We start from the raw sequence: 16,203 nt of genomic DNA on the forward strand, positions 1-16,203 counted from the left end.
CCCAATCGCAGGCGCATATTGCGGGGCATGAAAAACACAACCGACATCCTGATTGTGGGCGGTGGCCTGAATGGTCCGGCCCTGGCATTGGCGCTGGCCCAGACAGGCCACACAGTGACGCTGATCGACGCGCTGCCGCGGGATCTGCGCGACGATGACGGCTTTGATGGGCGCAGCTATGCGCTGGCGCTCGCATCACAGCGGTTGCTGGAGCAGATTGGCGTCTGGTCGCAGGTCGCGGACAAGGTTCAGCCGATGCTGGACATCAAGGTCACCGATGGTCGCGCGGGTCAGGGACCATCGCCGTTCTTCATGCATTTCGATCATGCCGAGATCGAAGATGGTCCTATGGGATACATGATTGAGGATCGCTATCTGCGTCGTGCCCTGCGCCGCGCGATGGAGGCGGATTCCGCAATCACGCTGGTGGATGAGCAGACAGTCGTCGCGCAGCATGTCGACGCCACTGGTGTGACCCTTACGCTGGCCTCTGGTGACGCGCTGCGTGGGGGAATGATCGTCGGGGCGGATGGTCGGCGCAGTGGCACCGCAGCACGCGCAGGTATCAAACGGACCGGCTGGGATTATGGTCAGACGGCGCTGGTTTGCGCCATTCAACACGAGGCGCCACACAACGGCGTCGCCCATCAATTTTTCATGCCCGCTGGCCCATTGGCGATTCTGCCGTTGCCGGGCAATCGGTCTTCCATCGTCTGGAGTGAACGGAGCCGGGTTGCTGAAGCGATCCAGGCCCTGGACGAGGCGGACTACCTTGCGGCGCTGCGCCCCCGATTTGGCGATTTTCTGGGCGAGATCAGCTTGGCCGGTGACCGTTTCACCTACCCTTTGAACCTGACCCTCGCCAATGCGTTTGTGGCTGACCGGCTGGCGCTGGTTGGCGATGCCGCCCATGGGGTCCACCCGATTGCAGGGCAGGGGCTGAATGCAGGGCTTCGCGATGTCGGCGCATTGGCGGAGGTGCTGACGGAGGCAAAGCGCCGGGGCGAAGATATTGCCTCTCCGCTTGTGCTTGCGCGTTATCAACAGTGGCGTCGCTTCGATACCGCCAGTCTGGCGGCAGCTACCGATGCGTTCAACCGGCTGTTTTCCAACGATAACCCGCTATTGCGCTTGGGGCGCGACGTTGGGATGGCCGTGGTTGGCGCCTTTCCGGGGCTGCGCCGCACCTTTATTCGTGAGGCAGCCGGACTGACCGGGGATCTGCCGAGATTGCTTCAAGGGCTGCCGATCTGAAGCTGGCCATGGTGCGGGTGCAAATCAAATTGGCCGGACAAAACTTGCCCGGCCACATCAAGATTTCAGCTTCAATCGCATTGCGGCAGGTATCGGCCTAGTCCAGAACGCGCGCCTCGCCCTCAAGCATGACAGGAATGCCATTGCGGATCGGAAAGGCCAGATTGGCCGCGCGCGATATCAGCTCCTGCGCTGAGGCATCGTATTCAAGGACCGTCTGCGTGCGCGGGCAGACCAGTGCCTCAAGCATCCGGCGGTCAAAGGGCGCCTCACTGGCTCCGGTGGAAGACGGTTCAATGCTCATTGCAGAATTTCCTCATGCGAGCCGCCGCGAAGGGCGAATTCGATCAATGTGATTAGGGTCTCGCGCCTTGTGGCAAGGCAGGGCGCTTCGAGCAAGGCCTGTTTGTCTTCGGGGTCGAAATCGAGCATCATCGACAAGGAGTTGATCAGTAGCTCGTCCTCTGCGTCCTTCAGGGCATCCCAATCTGTCGAAAGGTTGCGCGATTCAAAGAAACGTTCGAGCAGCTCTAGAAAGCGGGCGCGGTTGAAATCGTCGTCCGCCTCAACCCGGCCCAGATCGCGATGAAACCCGTCCCAGTCGACATCGCACCGCCGATATGGCGTGAACCCATTGATCTCGGTCTTGATCCGAAACCGTGAGACGCCGGACAAGGTAATCAGATAGCGGCCATCTTCGGTTTCCGAAAACTGCGTCACCCGTCCGGCGCAGCCGATGCTGTGCAGGCTATTGTCGCCGGTTTTCGACGGGAACGGCTGTATCATGCCGATCATCCGGTGTGGCGTCTTGAGCGCATCCTCCAGCATTTGCAGGTAGCGCGGTTCGAATATGTGCAACGGCAATCGCGCCCGGGGCAAGAGCAACGCCCCGGGCAGCGGAAACACCGGCAGAGTGTCGGGCAGATCAGCAACCTGTATCATGCTAGGGACTGTAGCGCTGGCGCCGCCCTAGGCAAATATGATGGAGCTGAGTTTGCGCCGACCATTGAGGACAATCGGATCGTTTGGCTTCAGAGCGTCGAAAATTGTGAACAACTGTGCTTTGGCCGCTCCGTCGTTCCACTCTTGGTCTTTGCGGAACAATGTCAGGAGTTCATCCACTGCGGCTTGGGTGTCGCCAGCTGCGTGCAGGGCCTGTGCCAGATCAAACCGGGCCTGATGGTCCTCGGGGTAGGCGTCCACGGTTGCGCGCAATTCCGTCACGGGACCTGCATTCTCGGCCTGACGAGCCAGGGCGATCTGGGCATGAGCGGCCTCGATTTCTGCGGCATCGGAGATATCGGCAGGTGCGCCATTGAGCACCGCCTCCGCCTGGTCGAGATCTCCCATGGCGACGTGGGCGCGTGCCAGCCCCCCGTAGGCGGCGGCGCTGTGATCATCTTCGCCAAGTACGGCGGCGAAGGTCTGCGCCGCATCCGCGAAATCACCATCGGCCAGCATCTGCTCGGCCGCTTCGACAGCTTCGCCCAGCCCGCCGTCCGCGCTGCCACCGGCTGCTTCGATTGCACGTTTGATGAATGCGTCGATTTCAGACGGCGCTACCGCGCCCTGAAACATGTCAATGGGCCGCCCCTGAACAAAGGCGACAACCGTCGGGATTGACTGCAAAGGAAGTCCTTGCTGCGAGAGGGCCTGAACCAGACGTTGGTTCTGATCCACGTCGATCTTCGCCATGGTGACGGCGCCTTTTGCCTTGGCCACGGCAGCTTCCAGCGCGGGTCCAAGTGTTTTGCAGGGGCCACACCAAGGAGCCCAGAAATCGACGATCACCGGCGCGTGCATCGACGCATCGACAATGTCCTGCATGAATGTTGCCTCGGTCACGTCTTTGACCAGATCACCTGCGGGGGCCATATCTCCCGCGCCGCCAAGAATATCGATCATGCGCTTGCTCTCCATTTCCAACTTGCCCCCTATATGAAAGCTGGCTGCCCAGAAACCAAGGGTTCATCTGCGCAAAGCCCTGCACCCGAGCGCTATCGCGGCTGTTTGCCGAGGGCTCAGAAGGCGCAGGTATATGGCGACAGCATTGTTCTATCGTGAATGACACAGTGTTTCCGGCGAAACCGGGCCGTGGATTCGACATTTTCCCTTGTCGCAGAGTATCATGAGGCGATAGGAACAGCATTCATGCTTAGAACGCGCGCAAAATATAATCTGGGACAGGTTGTCCGTCACCGCAAACATCCCTTTCGCGGAGTTGTGTTCGACGTCGATCCAGAGTTTGCCAATACCGAGGAATGGTACGAGGCCATTCCCGAAGACAGCCGCCCGGTGAAGGACCAGCCGTATTACCATCTGCTGGCGGAAAACGATCAGACCTACTACGTGGCCTATGTGTCGGAACAGAACCTGATCGCCGACTATTCCGGCGAACCCGTGGGGCACCCCGATATTCCAGAGATGTTCGGCAGTTTTGACGAAGGCAGCTATGAGCTGCATTATCAACTGAACTGATATAAGCGGCAGGCCTCTGGACCTCAGCCTTATGAACTCCGCACTGGCGCGGCCAAAGTGCGAAGATCCATTTCTCTCAATTGCGGTCTTGTCGTGCGGTTTAATACCCCAGAGCGCAGCCATCTTTCCGAGGGTCGCTGGCACCTTCCAGCACACCTGAGCGATGAATCTGGATCGCTTGTGCTCCGCCAATTGCGGTCTCCGGTATCGCGATGTTGTGTCCCATATCCGCGAGCTCTTGTCTCACCGCATCGCTGTAGCCGCGTTCGACCTTCAGGGTGGCGCCATCGGCAAAGGCGCGGGGCAAATCGATCGCCGCCTGGGGATCCATGCGAAAATCCGTCATGTTAGAGACGAATCGCGCGTGACCATTGGGCTGATAGGCACCACCCATCACGCCAAAGGGCATGGAGACCGCGCCTTCCTTGCACAGCATTCCCGGAATGATGGTGTGCATTGGCCGCTTGCCGCCTGCCAGCATGTTGGGGTGGCCCTCTTCCAAGGTGAAACCTGCGCCGCGGTTTTGCAACAGAATGCCAAACTTGTCGGAGGCGATCCCCGATCCGAAACCGTGGAAGATCGAATAGATCAGCGAAACGGCCATGCGGTCCTTGTCGACGACAGTGATATAGATCGTGTCTTTATGCACTGCCTCACTGATCGGAGCAGGTGCAGCCATCGCGCGCTTCGGATTGATCAGCTCGGCCAGGCGCACCGCCGTTTCCGGCGCCAGCATATGGTCCAAACGGGCCGTGTGATCTGGATCCGCAATGAACCGGTTGCGCGCATCATAGGCGAGCTTTGCGGCTTCGGCTTCGATGTGAATACGTTCTGCGCCAACTGGGTTCATGCCTGCCATATCGAAATGCTTCAGGATATTCAGCATCAGAATAGCGGTGGCCCCCTGACCATTTGGCGGGTGTTCGACCAGCTCGATATCCTTGTAGCTGCCGACAACCGGTATGGTGACGTCAGCCTGCGTAGCGGCAAAATCCTCGCTGCGTTGCAACCCGCCGCGGGCTTGCAACGCAGCAATCATATCTTCGGCGACCTCGCCCGTATAAAACGCATCACGCCCGTCTTTGGCGACGCGCCGCAATACCTCGGCCTGACCTGGAGCGCGAAATATCTGCCCGATCCGCGGTGGCTCACCATCAATAAGATACTGGTCGCGGGCGCTGCCCTGAAGCGTGTCGGCATCGTTCTGCCAGTCAAAGGCCACTCGCGGAGCCACCGGAACCCCAACTTCCGCATAGTGGATAGCAGGGGCAAGGATGGCATCCAGCCCCAACCGCCCTTCGGTATCGGAGAGTTTGCAGAAGGCATCGATTGCACCGGGTATGGTCACTGCATGGGCGCTGGTCAGGGGAACCGCGCTCAACCCATTCGCCCGCAGCCCGGCCGCGTTGGCGGCCGCGGCGGCACGCCCCGATCCGTTCAGGGCCATAACCGGCGAGCCGGGGCGGGAGTAAAGAACAAAACAATCGCCACCAATCCCGGTCATTTGCGGTTCACAGATGCCAAGCAGCACCGCGCCAGCGATTGCGGCATCCATCGCGTTGCCGCCGCGTTTCAGAATGTCTATGGCCGCGCCCGCCGCCAGCGGATGAGATGTGGCGCAAAGACCATTTTCGGCAAAGACCGCCGACCGTCCGGGGAAGTGAAAATCGCGCATGGTGCCTCCTGTAACTGGAAGGCAGCTTAGGTCGCACGGACGCAAAGGCAACGATAAAGGAGGATGAATGAGTCGCCGCTGTCGCTACGGCGCAATGCGGAATGGCGCCGTTCCGGCGCAGATCATCTGCACTGGCGCCGCCTGTAGCCCGATGAACCGAGCGATAAAGAGGAGAGAGGAGGTCTGGTGTTCGCCGCCGGGTGGCCAATGTGCCGTCCGCATGGTGGCGCTGGATGCCGGAACTCGGGCGCTAGACGTCACGCGCTATTGGCGTTGCGCATCTGAATTTCGAAACACAGGGAAAGGTTGTTGCCGCTGTCATCCCGCTTGTATTGCACATCTGAGGTGAGTTCGCGGATCAGCAGCCAGCCAAAGCCGCCTTCTGGCAGCTGGTCGGTCTCAACAGTCAAGTCATGCGCGGTCGCGATCGGCAATTCGCCATCCTTGAACGGAGCGCCGCCATCGCCAATCGAGATCCACAGCTGGTCAGGGTGCAGATTGCACCGTATGCGGACATCCCCGATGTCCATGCCGGCATAGGCATGTTCGACAACGTTGTTCACCGCCTCAGTCAAGGCGATCTGCACCTCATCCGCCCGGGCTTCCGGGATGCCCATTTTGCGCAGCCGCGCCACAACATCCTGTACACCGGATCTGGCATCCAGTTCCGTTGCCGTGAACGTGCAGGAAAAGGTTTCTACCATAGTCTTTTCGCTCCGCGTTACAAACACGCGTGGGGTCAAGAATCGATGCGGGTGGCAGTCGTTGCGTCGCTCAGTGACGCATACAAATCAAAAACAGTATCCATTCGCGTCAGTCGAAACACCTTGTCGACCATCGGCGTCAGCCCGGCGAGGTCCAGTTTTCGGCCCTGTCCGAGCTGCTTCATAGCAGCTACAATAGCACCAAGACCGCTGGAATCGATGAATTTTACTTCGGACAGATCAAGAATGACGCGATCAGGGCCATTTTCGGTGGTCGCGCGCATGTCTTCTTTGAATTGGATGGCCATCGCTGCATCAATGCGTTCGGCATTGACGGTCACGATCTGTGTACCATCTGCTGTTGTGCTCGTCAGGCTCATGAGTGTCCCCGCGTCAATATGTGTTGACGATCAAACTAGACGTCAATCCTTACGATTTTGTATGCACTATTTCGAGATTAGGAGGAATATTAGATGAAAAATGTAGTGATCGCAGGCGCGGCCCGAACCCCGATGGGAGGTTTTCAAGGCATGTACGACGGCGTCGCGGCCGCCGACCTCGGCGGCGCTGCAATCCGCGCAGCTCTTGAGGGGGCAGGCGCCAGCACTGTGGATGAGGTCCTGATGGGCTGCGTCCTTCCGGCGGGCCAGGGCCAGGCGCCCGCGCGACAGGCCGGGTTTGCGGCTGGCCTCGGAGAAGAGGTGCCTGCAACGACGCTGAACAAGATGTGTGGCTCCGGGATGAAGGCCGCGATGATTGCTTATGATCAGATCGCGCTTGGGCAGACCGATACCATGGTTGCGGGCGGTATGGAGAGCATGACCAATGCGCCTTATCTTCTGCCGAAGATGCGCAATGGCGCGCGGATCGGGCACGGGCAGGTGGTTGATCATATGTTTCTCGACGGCCTCGAGGACGCCTATGACAAGGGCCGCCTGATGGGGAGCTTTGCCGAGGATTGCGCTGAGACCTATCAATTCACCCGTGAAGCGCAGGACGAATACGCGCTGACATCGCTATCCAATGCGCTGGCCGCACAGGAAAGCGGTGCGTTTGACGGTGAAATCGCAGCTGTCACCGTAAAAACTCGAAAAGGCGAGGTCGTGACGGATGCCGATGAGCAGCCGAAATCGGCGCGCCCCGACAAGATCCCGACGCTCAAACCGGCCTTCCGCAAGGATGGCACCGTAACGGCAGCAAATGCCTCCTCGATCTCCGATGGCGCGGCGGCCTTGGTTCTGGCCTCGCAGGAGGCTGCCGAGGCGCAAGGCTTGACCATACGCGCCCGGATCATGGGGCATGCAAGCCACGCACAGGCGCCGGGTCTGTTCACAACTGCTCCAGTCCCAGCAGCGAAGAAGCTGATGGAGAAGATCGGCTGGACCACCGATGATGTCGACCTGTGGGAGGTGAATGAAGCCTTCGCAGTTGTACCCATGGCCTTCATGCGTGAAATGGGGCTGCCGCGCGACAAGGTAAACGTGAACGGCGGTGCCTGCGCGTTGGGGCATCCGATTGGGGCCTCCGGTGCGCGGATTATTGTGACCTTGCTCAACGCGCTGGAAAAACGCGGGCTCAAACGGGGGATCGCTGCCATCTGTATCGGCGGCGGCGAGGGAACGGCAATCGCGATCGAGCGGGTGTGAATGTCACCTTTACCAAAATACTCTCGGGGGTGAATTGACCTGAAGGTCAAGAGGGGGCAGACAGCCCCCTCTGCTACACTTGAGGAGGGCTGCTCTTGCAGGTCGAGTACGAAACACTTGCCAAGACTATCGCTGCACTGACTGAGGGCGAGACTGACGAAGTTGCGCTGATGGCAACCGTGACCTGTGAGGTCCACCACAGCGATGATCGGTTCAACTGGACTGGGTTTTATCGGGTAGTGGCGCCGCAATTGCTGAAGATTGGCCCCTATCAGGGTGGTCATGGATGTTTGCAGATCCCGTTTTCACGCGGCGTCTGCGGAGCAGCGGCGCGCAGCGGTGAGGTGCAGCTGGTCGCTGATGTTGACGCCTTTCCGGGCCATATCGCCTGTGCGTCATCGACACGGTCCGAGCTGGTGCTGCCGGTCTGGAACCACGACGGAGCGCTGATCGGCGTGTTTGATATCGACAGCGATCAGCCGGATGCCTTCACGCAAGAAGACGCAGAGCAGCTGACGCTCATATTGAAGCAGGTCTTCAGCCGCGCCGGTTGATTCGGTGATCAAGGGGCGTTGCCCCTCGGCCTGACGGCCTCACCCCAGAGTATTTATGGAAAGATGACGAAGCCGGGCGCCTTTATGGCCCCGGTTTTTGTTTGTCGGGGCCGTTCATGAAAAAAGGCTTTGAAATTTCACAAAGCCAGTGCATCGTGAAAAAATGACCCGCTTTTTCATGGAGCCCCTGTGACAGATCAATCACCATATCACGCAACACTCGGTGCGGATCTGCGCGCCTTGCGTAAGGCGCGTGGCGTGACGCTTGCCGATCTTGCGGGGCGTCTTGGTCGGTCTGTTGGCTGGTTGAGCCAGGTCGAGCGGGATATGTCGGAACCGTCGATTTCTGATCTTAGAGCGATTGCCAGCTCGTTGGATGTGCCGATGTCGATGTTGTTTGCCCATTCGGCGGCGCCGGTTTCAGAACAGGGGTACATTGTCCGCGCAGGCGCGCGCCGTCCGATGGGGTCGGGCGACGAAGGTCTGATCGAAGAACTGCTGTCGCCCGATCTGACCGATGACTTCGAGATGGTGCACTCCACCTTTCGTCCGCATTCGCGGATGCAGACCCCCGCCGACCGCCCGACGCAGGAGGTTGGCTACATGATTTCAGGCCGGTTGGACCTGCTGATCGGGGGGCGCAGTTTCACCGTGGGGCCCGGCGACAGTTTCCGGATCAAGGAAGAGCCGTACCAATGGGCCAACCCCTATGACACACCGGCCGTCGCGGTCTGGGTTATTGCTCCGCCGGTGTACTGATGAGTATTGATGCCTGGATCATATTTGCGTTGTTCTGGGCTGTCTTCGTGACCACACCCGGGCCGAATGCGGTGAATTGTATCTCCAACGGAATGGCCTTGGGGTTTGGGCGTGCAATGGTCGGTGTTCTGGCGATCCTGACGCAAGCGACGTTGTTCCTATTGCTGTCGGCCCTGGGGGTGACGACTCTGATCGCAGCCTCGCCCACCGGATTTCTGGTGGCCAAGCTGATTGGCGCCGGGTTTCTGATTTATCTGGGTTGGCGTGGTTGGCGCAACGCGACACGCCCGGTTCCGGCCACTGTCCGGCCCGCCCGTCACATCTACCTGCACGCCTTGGCGGTGGCCGTGATCAATCCGAAGAGCGTGGCGGGTTATCTCGCTGCGTTCTCGCAGTTCATCCAGCCGGACGTGCCGGTCTGGGACCAGATGCTGGTGATCGTGCCCACTGCCTTGGGCCTGACCACTCTGAGTTACACCGGTTTTACCCTGCTGGGTGCCGGCCTGGGAAAAGCTGCGATGAAAGCCGTCTTCAGCGTCTGGATCCGTCGCCTGCTGGCAATTTGTTTCATTGTTTACGGCGTTCTGCTCGGCGCGAGCAGCGCTCCCAACCTGGAGGTTGCAAGATGATCAAGGGGTCCTGTCTTTGCGGGGGTATTCATTATGAGACATTTGCCCAACCGCAGGGCGCCTCGATGTGTCACTGCGGCCAATGCCGTCGTCAATCCGGCGGTATATGGTCGTCGGCTCGCGTGCCGGAGGCAGAGCTGATGATCTCCGGCGAGGTGAGCTGGTACGCGGCCAGTCCGGTGGCGAAACGGGGGTTCTGCGCCCGTTGCGGCTCGTTTCTGTTCTGGAAAGCTGAAGATGGGGACGCGATCTGTTTTTCGCTTGGCTCGGTCGAGTCACCTACCGGTGTCTCCCTGGAGAAGCATATCTTTATTGCGGACAAGGGCGACTACTACGACATCGCGGACGGCGTGCCGCAAGAGGACTGACATCAGGGAGCAATCATGTCCGATTTTCCAAACAAGGCCCGTGTGGTCATCATCGGCGGTGGCGTCGTCGGCTGTTCGGCACTGTATCATCTTGGGAAGAAGGGATGGACGGATTGCGTCCTCCTGGAAAAGAACGAACTGACAGCCGGTTCGACATGGCATGCGGCGGGCAATGTTCCGACATTCTCGACCTCCTGGGCGATCATGAACATGCAGCGCTACTCGACCGAGCTGTATGCCCGCCTCGGTGAAGAGGTCGACTATCCGATGAACTATCACCAGACCGGCTCGATCCGTCTTGCCCATACCAAGGAGCGAATGCAGGAGTTTGAACGCGCCTGCTCCATGGGCCGCTATCAGGGCATCGGGATGGAGATATGGACGCCTGAGCAGGCCAAGGAGCGTTATCCGTTCCTGGAGACCCACGACCTGAAAGGTGTGCTGTGGGATCCGTCAGACGGCGACATCGACCCGGCGCAGGTGACGCAGGCGTTGGCCAAGGGCGCCCGTGACATGGGCGCGAGGATCATCCGTTTCTGCCCGGCAACCGGCGTCAGCCAGAAGGAAGACAAGACCTGGATCGTGCATACCGATAAGGGCGATATCGCCTGTGAATGTGTGGTGAACGCCGCCGGCTATTATGCCCAGCGTGTCGGAGAGTGGTTCAAGCCCTATGGCGGCCGCACCGTGCCGATGATGGTGATGAGCCACCAGTATCTGCTGACCGAGCAAATTCCTGAGATTGAAGAGCATACCAAGAAGACCGGCAAGAAGCTGCCACTGATCCGCGATGTGGATGTGTCCTACTACCTGCGTCAGGAGAAGAACGGTTACAACCTTGGCCCCTACGAGCCGAATTGCAAAGGCCATTGGATGTCTGAGGACGACCGGATGCCGGACGATTTTTCGTTCCAGCTGTGGTCGGACGATCTGGACCGGATCGAGGATATCGTGACCGACGCGATGGAGCGGGTGCCGCTGATGGCGTCCTCCGGTGTCTCCAGCGTGATCAACGGCCCGATCCCCTATGCCCCCGACGGTCTGCCGCTGCTCGGCCCGATGCCGGGCGTGGACAACGCGTTGGAGGCTTGCGTCTTTACCTTTGGCATCGCCCAGGGCGGCGGTGCCGGCAAGGTGCTGGCGGAGTGGATCGCCGACGGCCAGACCGAGTGGGACATGTGGTCCTGCGATCCGCGCCGTTACACCGACTACACCGACCAGGATTACTGCAACAAGAAAGGCATGGAAGTCTACGGCAACGAATACGCCATGCACTTTCCGCACCACGAATGGCCGGCAGCGCGCGACAAGAAAGTCAGCCAGGTGCATTGCCGCATCAAGGAGCTCGGTGGCCAGATGGGCGCCTACAACGGCTGGGAGCGCGCCAACTGGTTTGCAAAGGATGGTGACGACACCTCCGAGGAGGCCACCCATACCTGGGGCCGCTCCGGCCCGTGGCAGCAGCGGATCAAGGAAGAATGCGAAGCGGTCCGCGACGGTGTTGGCGTTCTGGACCTGCCGGGGTTCTCCCGTTTCAACCTGGACGGTGAGGGCGCAGCCGAGTTTCTGCGCGGGATGATCACCGGGGGTCTGCCCAAGGCGGGCCGGATGAACCTAGTCTACTTCGCAGATAACCGCGGCCGTATCCTGACCGAGATGTCCTGCATCCGTCACGGTGAAGACCATTTCACTATGATCACCGCAGGCTCGGCCCAGTGGCACGACTTCGAGATCCTGAAGAAGGCGCTGCCTGAGGGTCTGACCCTGACCGACCGCACCACCGAATTTGCGACCATGATCGTCACCGGACCGAAATCGCGGGAGCTGCTGGCGGGCATCTCGGATGCCGATCTGTCGCTGGGCTGGCTGACCCATCAGGAAGCCGCCGTCGCGGGCAAGCCCGCCTTTTTGGCGCGGGTGTCCTTTGCCGGCGAGCTGGGCTGGGAGGTGCACTGCGCCAACAGGCATCAGCCGGAGATTTACGAGGCCCTGCTGGCGGGCGGCGCCAAGCCGTTTGGCATGTACGCGCTGAACGCCCTGCGCATCGAAAAGGGCTACCGCACCTGGAAGGGTGACCTGTCCACCGACTATTCGCTGCTTGAAGGCGGGCTGGAGCGCTTCGTCAAGCTGGACAAACCGCAGGATTTCCCGGGTAAGGCCGCGATCCAGGCCGAAAAGCAGCGGGGGGTGAAGAAATCCTTTGTCACCCTGATTGTCGACGCCGGTGAGGCGGATGCGCCCTACATGTCCTGCATCTGGAAGGACGGGGAAATCGTGGGCGAAACCACTTCCGGCGACTGGGGCTACCGTGTGAATGCCTCTATCGCGCTGGGCATGGTGCGACCTGAGTTGGCGGTGCCCGGAACCGAACTGGAGATCGAAATCTACGGTGAGAAATACCGTGCGGTGGTTCAAAAAGACGAACCACTGTGGGATCCGGGCAATGACCGGCTCCGGGCCTGACCCTCGCGCGACCTCCGGGGGCCCCGCCCCTGGGGGACGTCGGTGGCAGGTTGATATCCTGCTGAGCGAAGGTTTCGTCCTGACGGAATTTTCCGCCGTGGTGGAGCCGTTGCGCCTGGCCAATCGGGTGTTGGCGCAGCCACCGTTCTCCTGGACCCTTCGCTCCGCAGCGGGTGGTCAGATCGGCTGCCGGGCGGGTGCCTTTGTCGAGACGGAGCCTTTTGCAAGCCGCGCCGAGGCGGATTGTGTTTTTGTTCTTGGCAACACGGATCCCGATTGCCCTGCGCTGTCGATGGGGCCGCTGATCAGCAAATATCGCGCGCGCGGAGCCAAAGTCTATCTGCTGGCTGAGGCGGCAAGCAGGTACATCCGCGACAGCGGAAAGCAGGGGGCGCTCCACACGACACATTGGGAAAACGCCACTTTGATGCGCGAACGTATTGGATTGTTTGACGCCAACTTCGCGCTTGCAAGCGAGGATGGTCAGGTTGTGACCTGTGCCGGAATGGGGTCGACGGTGGATATCGTTCTGGCCCTGATTGGACAGCTGACAACGGCCGCCGCCCAGGTGACGGTTGCCAATATCCTGCTGCATGACAAGATACGCGATTACGCATCGCTGCAACCCTTCTCAGGTGTGAAGCCAACGGTTACCGGTGATGCTGACCTCGATCAGGCCATTCGCGTGATGCAGGAGCACATCGAAGACCCGTTGCCGATCAACGAGATCGTGAATCAACTGGGGATTTCGACCCGATCGCTGGAGCGCAAGTTCAATACTTTTCTGGGCACCACTCCAAACGGGTTTTACCGCGAAATGCGGCTGAACAAGGCGAATAATCTGCTGCTCAACACCACTATGAGCGTGCGGGAAATCGGATTGGCCTGCGGATTCTCCAACGGGTTTTCGACCCTGTATAAGGCTTTTTTCGGCATTACCCCATTTGCCTTGCGAAAGTCACGACGCGCTTCCCAGTCCATGGAGCGACGTCGGAAACCCGCCCATTAGCGGCGGAGAATACAGCGGCAAGATTGGCGTTTTTCATACATTTCCTGTCGCCTGTCTGTGGCAGGGTCTGATCAAACGAGATCAGGAGACACAAGATGAGCGATCTTCCCAACAAGGCCCGTGTTGTCATTATCGGCGGCGGCGTGATCGGCTGCTCGGTAGCTTATCACCTGACCAAGCTCGGCTGGAAGGATGTGGTGCTGCTGGAGCGTAAGCAGCTGACCTCCGGCACCACATGGCATGCCGCGGGCCTGATCGGCCAGCTGCGCGCGTCCTCCAACATGACCAAGCTCGCCCGCTATTCGGCCGAGCTCTATTTGGGGCTTGAAGCAGAAACCGGAGTCGCGACGGGTATGCGTCAGGTGGGGTCGGTGTCCGCTGCCCTGACCAATGAGCGGCTTGAAGAGCTTTACCGCAACGCCGCCATGGCGCGCGCGTTTGGCGTGCCGGTGGAGGAGCTGTCGCCCAAGGAGGTGAAGGAGCGCTACGAGCACATCAATCTGGACGGCGTGACCGGCGGCGTCTGGCTGCCGACTGACGGGCAGGCGGATCCGGCCAACATTGCGCTGGCCCTGGCCAAGGGCGCCCGTCAGCGCGGCGCGCTGGTCAACGAGCGCATCAGGGTCACCGGCATCTCCAAACAGGGCCGCCGCGTTACTGGTGTGGACTGGGCCAGCGACGATGGCGGGGCGCAGGGCCATATCGAATGCGACATGGTGGTGAACTGCGCCGGCATGTGGGGCCATGAGGTCGGCCGCATGGCAGGCGTCAACGTTCCGCTGCATGCCTGCGAGCACTTCTACATTGTGACCGAGGGCATCGCCGACCTGACCCAGATGCCGGTGCTGCGGGTGCCAGATGAATGCGCCTACTACAAGGAGGACGCCGGCAAGATCCTCTTGGGCGCGTTTGAGCCGAACGCCAAGCCTTGGGCGATGAACGGCATTCCGGACAACTTCGAGTTCGACCAGCTGCCCGAGGATTTCGACCACTTCGAGCCGATCCTGGAGGCCGCCTGCAACCGGATGCCGCTGCTGGCGGAGGCCGGTATCCATACCTTCTTCAACGGCCCGGAATCCTTTACCCCGGACGACGCCTACCACCTCGGCCTGGCGCCGGAGATGGACAACTTCTGGGTCGCCGCAGGCTTCAACTCGATCGGCATCCAGTCCGCAGGCGGCGCAGGCATGGCGCTGGCGCAGTGGATGGAAGACGGCCAGAAGCCGTTTGACCTCGGCGATGTGGACATCTCCCGCATGCACCCGTTCCAGGGCAACAAGCATTACCTGTTCGAGCGTTCAAAAGAGACCCTCGGCCTGCTCTATGCGGACCATTTCCCCTACCGCCAGAAGGCCACGGCCCGCGGCGTGCGCCGCACCCCGTTCCATTATCATCTGAAAGAACAGGGCGCCGTTTTCGGCGAAATAGGCGGCTGGGAGCGCGCCAACTGGTTCGCAAACGCGGGCCAGGAGCGGGAATACCAGTACAGCTGGAAGCGTCAGAACTGGTTTGAAAACTCCGCTGCAGAACACCGCGCCGTGCGGGAAAATGTCGGCATGTACGACATGTCTTCCTTCGGCAAGATCCGCGTCGAAGGCCCGGATGCGGAGAAGTTCCTGAACTACATCTGCGGTGCCAATGTTTCGGTCCCTGCGGGCAAGATCGTCTACACCCAGTTCCTGAACCCGCGCGGCCGGATTGAGGCGGATGTGACCGTCACCCGCCTGAGCGAGACCGTCTATCTGGTGGTGACCCCGGCGGTGACCCGTCTAGCGGATCAGACCTGGATGATGCGCCACAAGGGCGGTTTCAACGTCGTGCTCACCGATGTCACCGCAGGCGAGGGTGTGTTGGCCGTGATGGGCCCGAACGCCCGCGAACTGCTGCAGAAAGTCTCGCCCAATGATTTCTCCAATGAGGTGAACCCCTTTGGCACCGCGCAAGAGATCGAACTTGGCCTGGGCCTCGCCCGTGTCCACCGGGTGACCTATGTGGGCGAACTGGGCTGGGAGATCTACATCCCGGCGGAAATGTCCGGCCACGCGTTCGAAACCCTCTGGGAGGCGGGCCACGACATGGGGCTTAAGCTTTGCGGCATGCACATGATGGACAGCTGCCGGATCGAGAAGGGCTTCCGCCACTTCGGCCACGACATCACTTGCGAGGACAATGTGATCGACGCAGGGCTCGGCTTTGCGGTTGCTACCGGCAAGGATGACTTCATCGGCAAGGCCGCGGTGCTGGAGCGCAAGGAGAGCGGCCCCAAGAACCGCATGGTTCAGTTCAAGCTGACCGACCCCGAGCCGCTCTTGTTCCACAATGAGCCGATCATCCGCGACGGCAAATACGTGGGCTATCTCAGCTCCGGTAACTACGGCCACACGCTGGGTGCCGCCATCGGCATGGGCTATGTGCCCTGCGAGGGGGAAAGCGCAGCGGATGTGCTGGGTTCGGTCTATGAGATCGACGTCTGCGGCGTGAAAGTGAAAGCCGAAGCTTCCCTGAAGCCGATGTATGATCCGAAATCGGAGCGGGTGAAGGCATAGGTCACCTCTAAGGAACCTATGGGGGCGAGATCAGCGGGAGAAAATGTGCGCAGTTCGCGCACTCTTTCTCCGCCGATCCGATAAGGCCGTCTACCATCGCCGACAGCAGTGTTTTTTG

16 protein-coding genes are annotated in these 16,203 nt (G+C 60.3%); 10 read left to right on the plus strand and 6 right to left on the minus strand.

Annotated elements, in window-relative coordinates:
• Positions 1–27: 27 nt before the first annotated feature.
• A complete protein-coding gene (locus VWY60_RS19490; protein WP_416541498.1) occupies positions 28–1,254 on the plus strand; it encodes an FAD-dependent monooxygenase in 1,227 nt (408 codons plus the stop codon).
• Positions 1,255–1,351: 97 nt separating this feature from the next.
• Here the strand turns inward: VWY60_RS19490 and VWY60_RS19495 are convergent, their stop codons facing one another.
• The 3 genes from VWY60_RS19495 to VWY60_RS19505 are packed head-to-tail and all read right to left on the minus strand — an operon-like array spanning position 1,352 to position 3,159.
• Positions 1,352–1,558 (minus strand): Trm112 family protein, encoded by a 207-nt coding sequence (locus tag VWY60_RS19495; RefSeq protein ID WP_340546926.1) that lies wholly within the window; start codon positions 1,556–1,558, stop codon positions 1,352–1,354.
• The gene (locus tag VWY60_RS19500) at positions 1,555–2,196 is read right to left on the minus strand and encodes an LON peptidase substrate-binding domain-containing protein (RefSeq protein ID WP_340546925.1); all 642 of its coding nucleotides are present in this window, start codon (positions 2,194–2,196) and stop codon (positions 1,555–1,557) included. Before VWY60_RS19500 ends, VWY60_RS19495 begins: the two co-directional genes overlap by 4 nt.
• 27 nt (positions 2,197–2,223) lie before the next feature.
• Entirely contained in the window at positions 2,224–3,159 is a 936-nt protein-coding gene (locus tag VWY60_RS19505; protein WP_340546924.1) for a tetratricopeptide repeat protein, read from the minus strand.
• 246 nt (positions 3,160–3,405) lie between these two features.
• Here VWY60_RS19505 and hspQ point away from each other — a divergent pair, with 246 nt between their 5' ends.
• Complete coding sequence (hspQ, locus tag VWY60_RS19510) at positions 3,406–3,732, plus strand: heat shock protein HspQ (RefSeq protein WP_340546923.1); 327 nt, start codon at positions 3,406–3,408, stop codon at positions 3,730–3,732.
• Positions 3,733–3,832: 100 nt separating this feature from the next.
• Here hspQ and VWY60_RS19515 read toward each other — a convergent pair whose 3' ends face one another.
• The 3 genes from VWY60_RS19515 to VWY60_RS19525 form a co-directional block, all read right to left on the minus strand.
• A complete protein-coding gene (locus VWY60_RS19515) occupies positions 3,833–5,407 on the minus strand; it encodes a gamma-glutamyltransferase family protein (protein ID WP_416541499.1) in 1,575 nt (524 codons plus the stop codon).
• A gap of 257 nt (positions 5,408–5,664) precedes the next feature.
• The gene (locus VWY60_RS19520; protein WP_340546921.1) at positions 5,665–6,111 is read right to left on the minus strand and encodes an ATP-binding protein; all 447 of its coding nucleotides are present in this window, start codon (positions 6,109–6,111) and stop codon (positions 5,665–5,667) included.
• Between the two features lie 35 nt (positions 6,112–6,146).
• The gene (locus VWY60_RS19525; protein ID WP_340546920.1) at positions 6,147–6,491 is read right to left on the minus strand and encodes an STAS domain-containing protein; all 345 of its coding nucleotides are present in this window, start codon (positions 6,489–6,491) and stop codon (positions 6,147–6,149) included.
• 93 nt (positions 6,492–6,584) lie between these two features.
• On the opposite strand from VWY60_RS19525, the gene VWY60_RS19530 reads away from it, so the two are divergent.
• From VWY60_RS19530 to VWY60_RS19565, 8 genes are all read left to right on the plus strand, one after another.
• A complete protein-coding gene (locus VWY60_RS19530; RefSeq protein WP_416534473.1) occupies positions 6,585–7,757 on the plus strand; it encodes a thiolase family protein in 1,173 nt (390 codons plus the stop codon).
• 95 nt (positions 7,758–7,852) lie between these two features.
• Positions 7,853–8,311 (plus strand): GAF domain-containing protein, encoded by a 459-nt coding sequence (locus VWY60_RS19535; RefSeq protein WP_416541500.1) that lies wholly within the window; start codon positions 7,853–7,855, stop codon positions 8,309–8,311.
• A gap of 189 nt (positions 8,312–8,500) precedes the next feature.
• Positions 8,501–9,070, plus strand: coding sequence for a helix-turn-helix domain-containing protein (locus VWY60_RS19540; RefSeq protein WP_340546917.1), 570 nt, complete (start codon positions 8,501–8,503; stop codon positions 9,068–9,070).
• The gene (locus VWY60_RS19545) at positions 9,070–9,699 is read left to right on the plus strand and encodes a LysE family translocator (protein WP_416541501.1); all 630 of its coding nucleotides are present in this window, start codon (positions 9,070–9,072) and stop codon (positions 9,697–9,699) included. The genes VWY60_RS19540 and VWY60_RS19545 overlap by 1 nt, the downstream gene beginning before the upstream one ends.
• Positions 9,696–10,067 carry a GFA family protein gene (locus VWY60_RS19550; RefSeq protein WP_416541502.1) on the plus strand — a complete coding sequence of 124 codons (372 nt, stop codon included), beginning with the start codon at positions 9,696–9,698 and terminating at the stop codon, positions 10,065–10,067. Before VWY60_RS19545 ends, VWY60_RS19550 begins: the two co-directional genes overlap by 4 nt.
• A 15-nt stretch (positions 10,068–10,082) precedes the next feature.
• Positions 10,083–12,530 carry a GcvT family protein gene (locus VWY60_RS19555; RefSeq protein WP_416541503.1) on the plus strand — a complete coding sequence of 816 codons (2,448 nt, stop codon included), beginning with the start codon at positions 10,083–10,085 and terminating at the stop codon, positions 12,528–12,530.
• On the plus strand, positions 12,511–13,539 hold the full coding sequence (locus VWY60_RS19560) for a GlxA family transcriptional regulator (RefSeq protein ID WP_416541504.1): 1,029 nt from the start codon (positions 12,511–12,513) through the stop codon (positions 13,537–13,539). Before VWY60_RS19555 ends, VWY60_RS19560 begins: the two co-directional genes overlap by 20 nt.
• 95 nt (positions 13,540–13,634) lie before the next feature.
• Positions 13,635–16,085, plus strand: a complete 2,451-nt coding sequence (locus VWY60_RS19565) for a GcvT family protein (RefSeq protein ID WP_416541505.1) — start codon at positions 13,635–13,637, stop codon at positions 16,083–16,085.
• The last annotated feature ends 118 nt before the right edge of the window (positions 16,086–16,203 follow it).

Source organism: Phaeobacter sp. JH20_26, from assembly GCF_048056275.1.
GTDB lineage: Bacteria > Pseudomonadota > Alphaproteobacteria > Rhodobacterales > Rhodobacteraceae > Phaeobacter > Phaeobacter bryozoorum.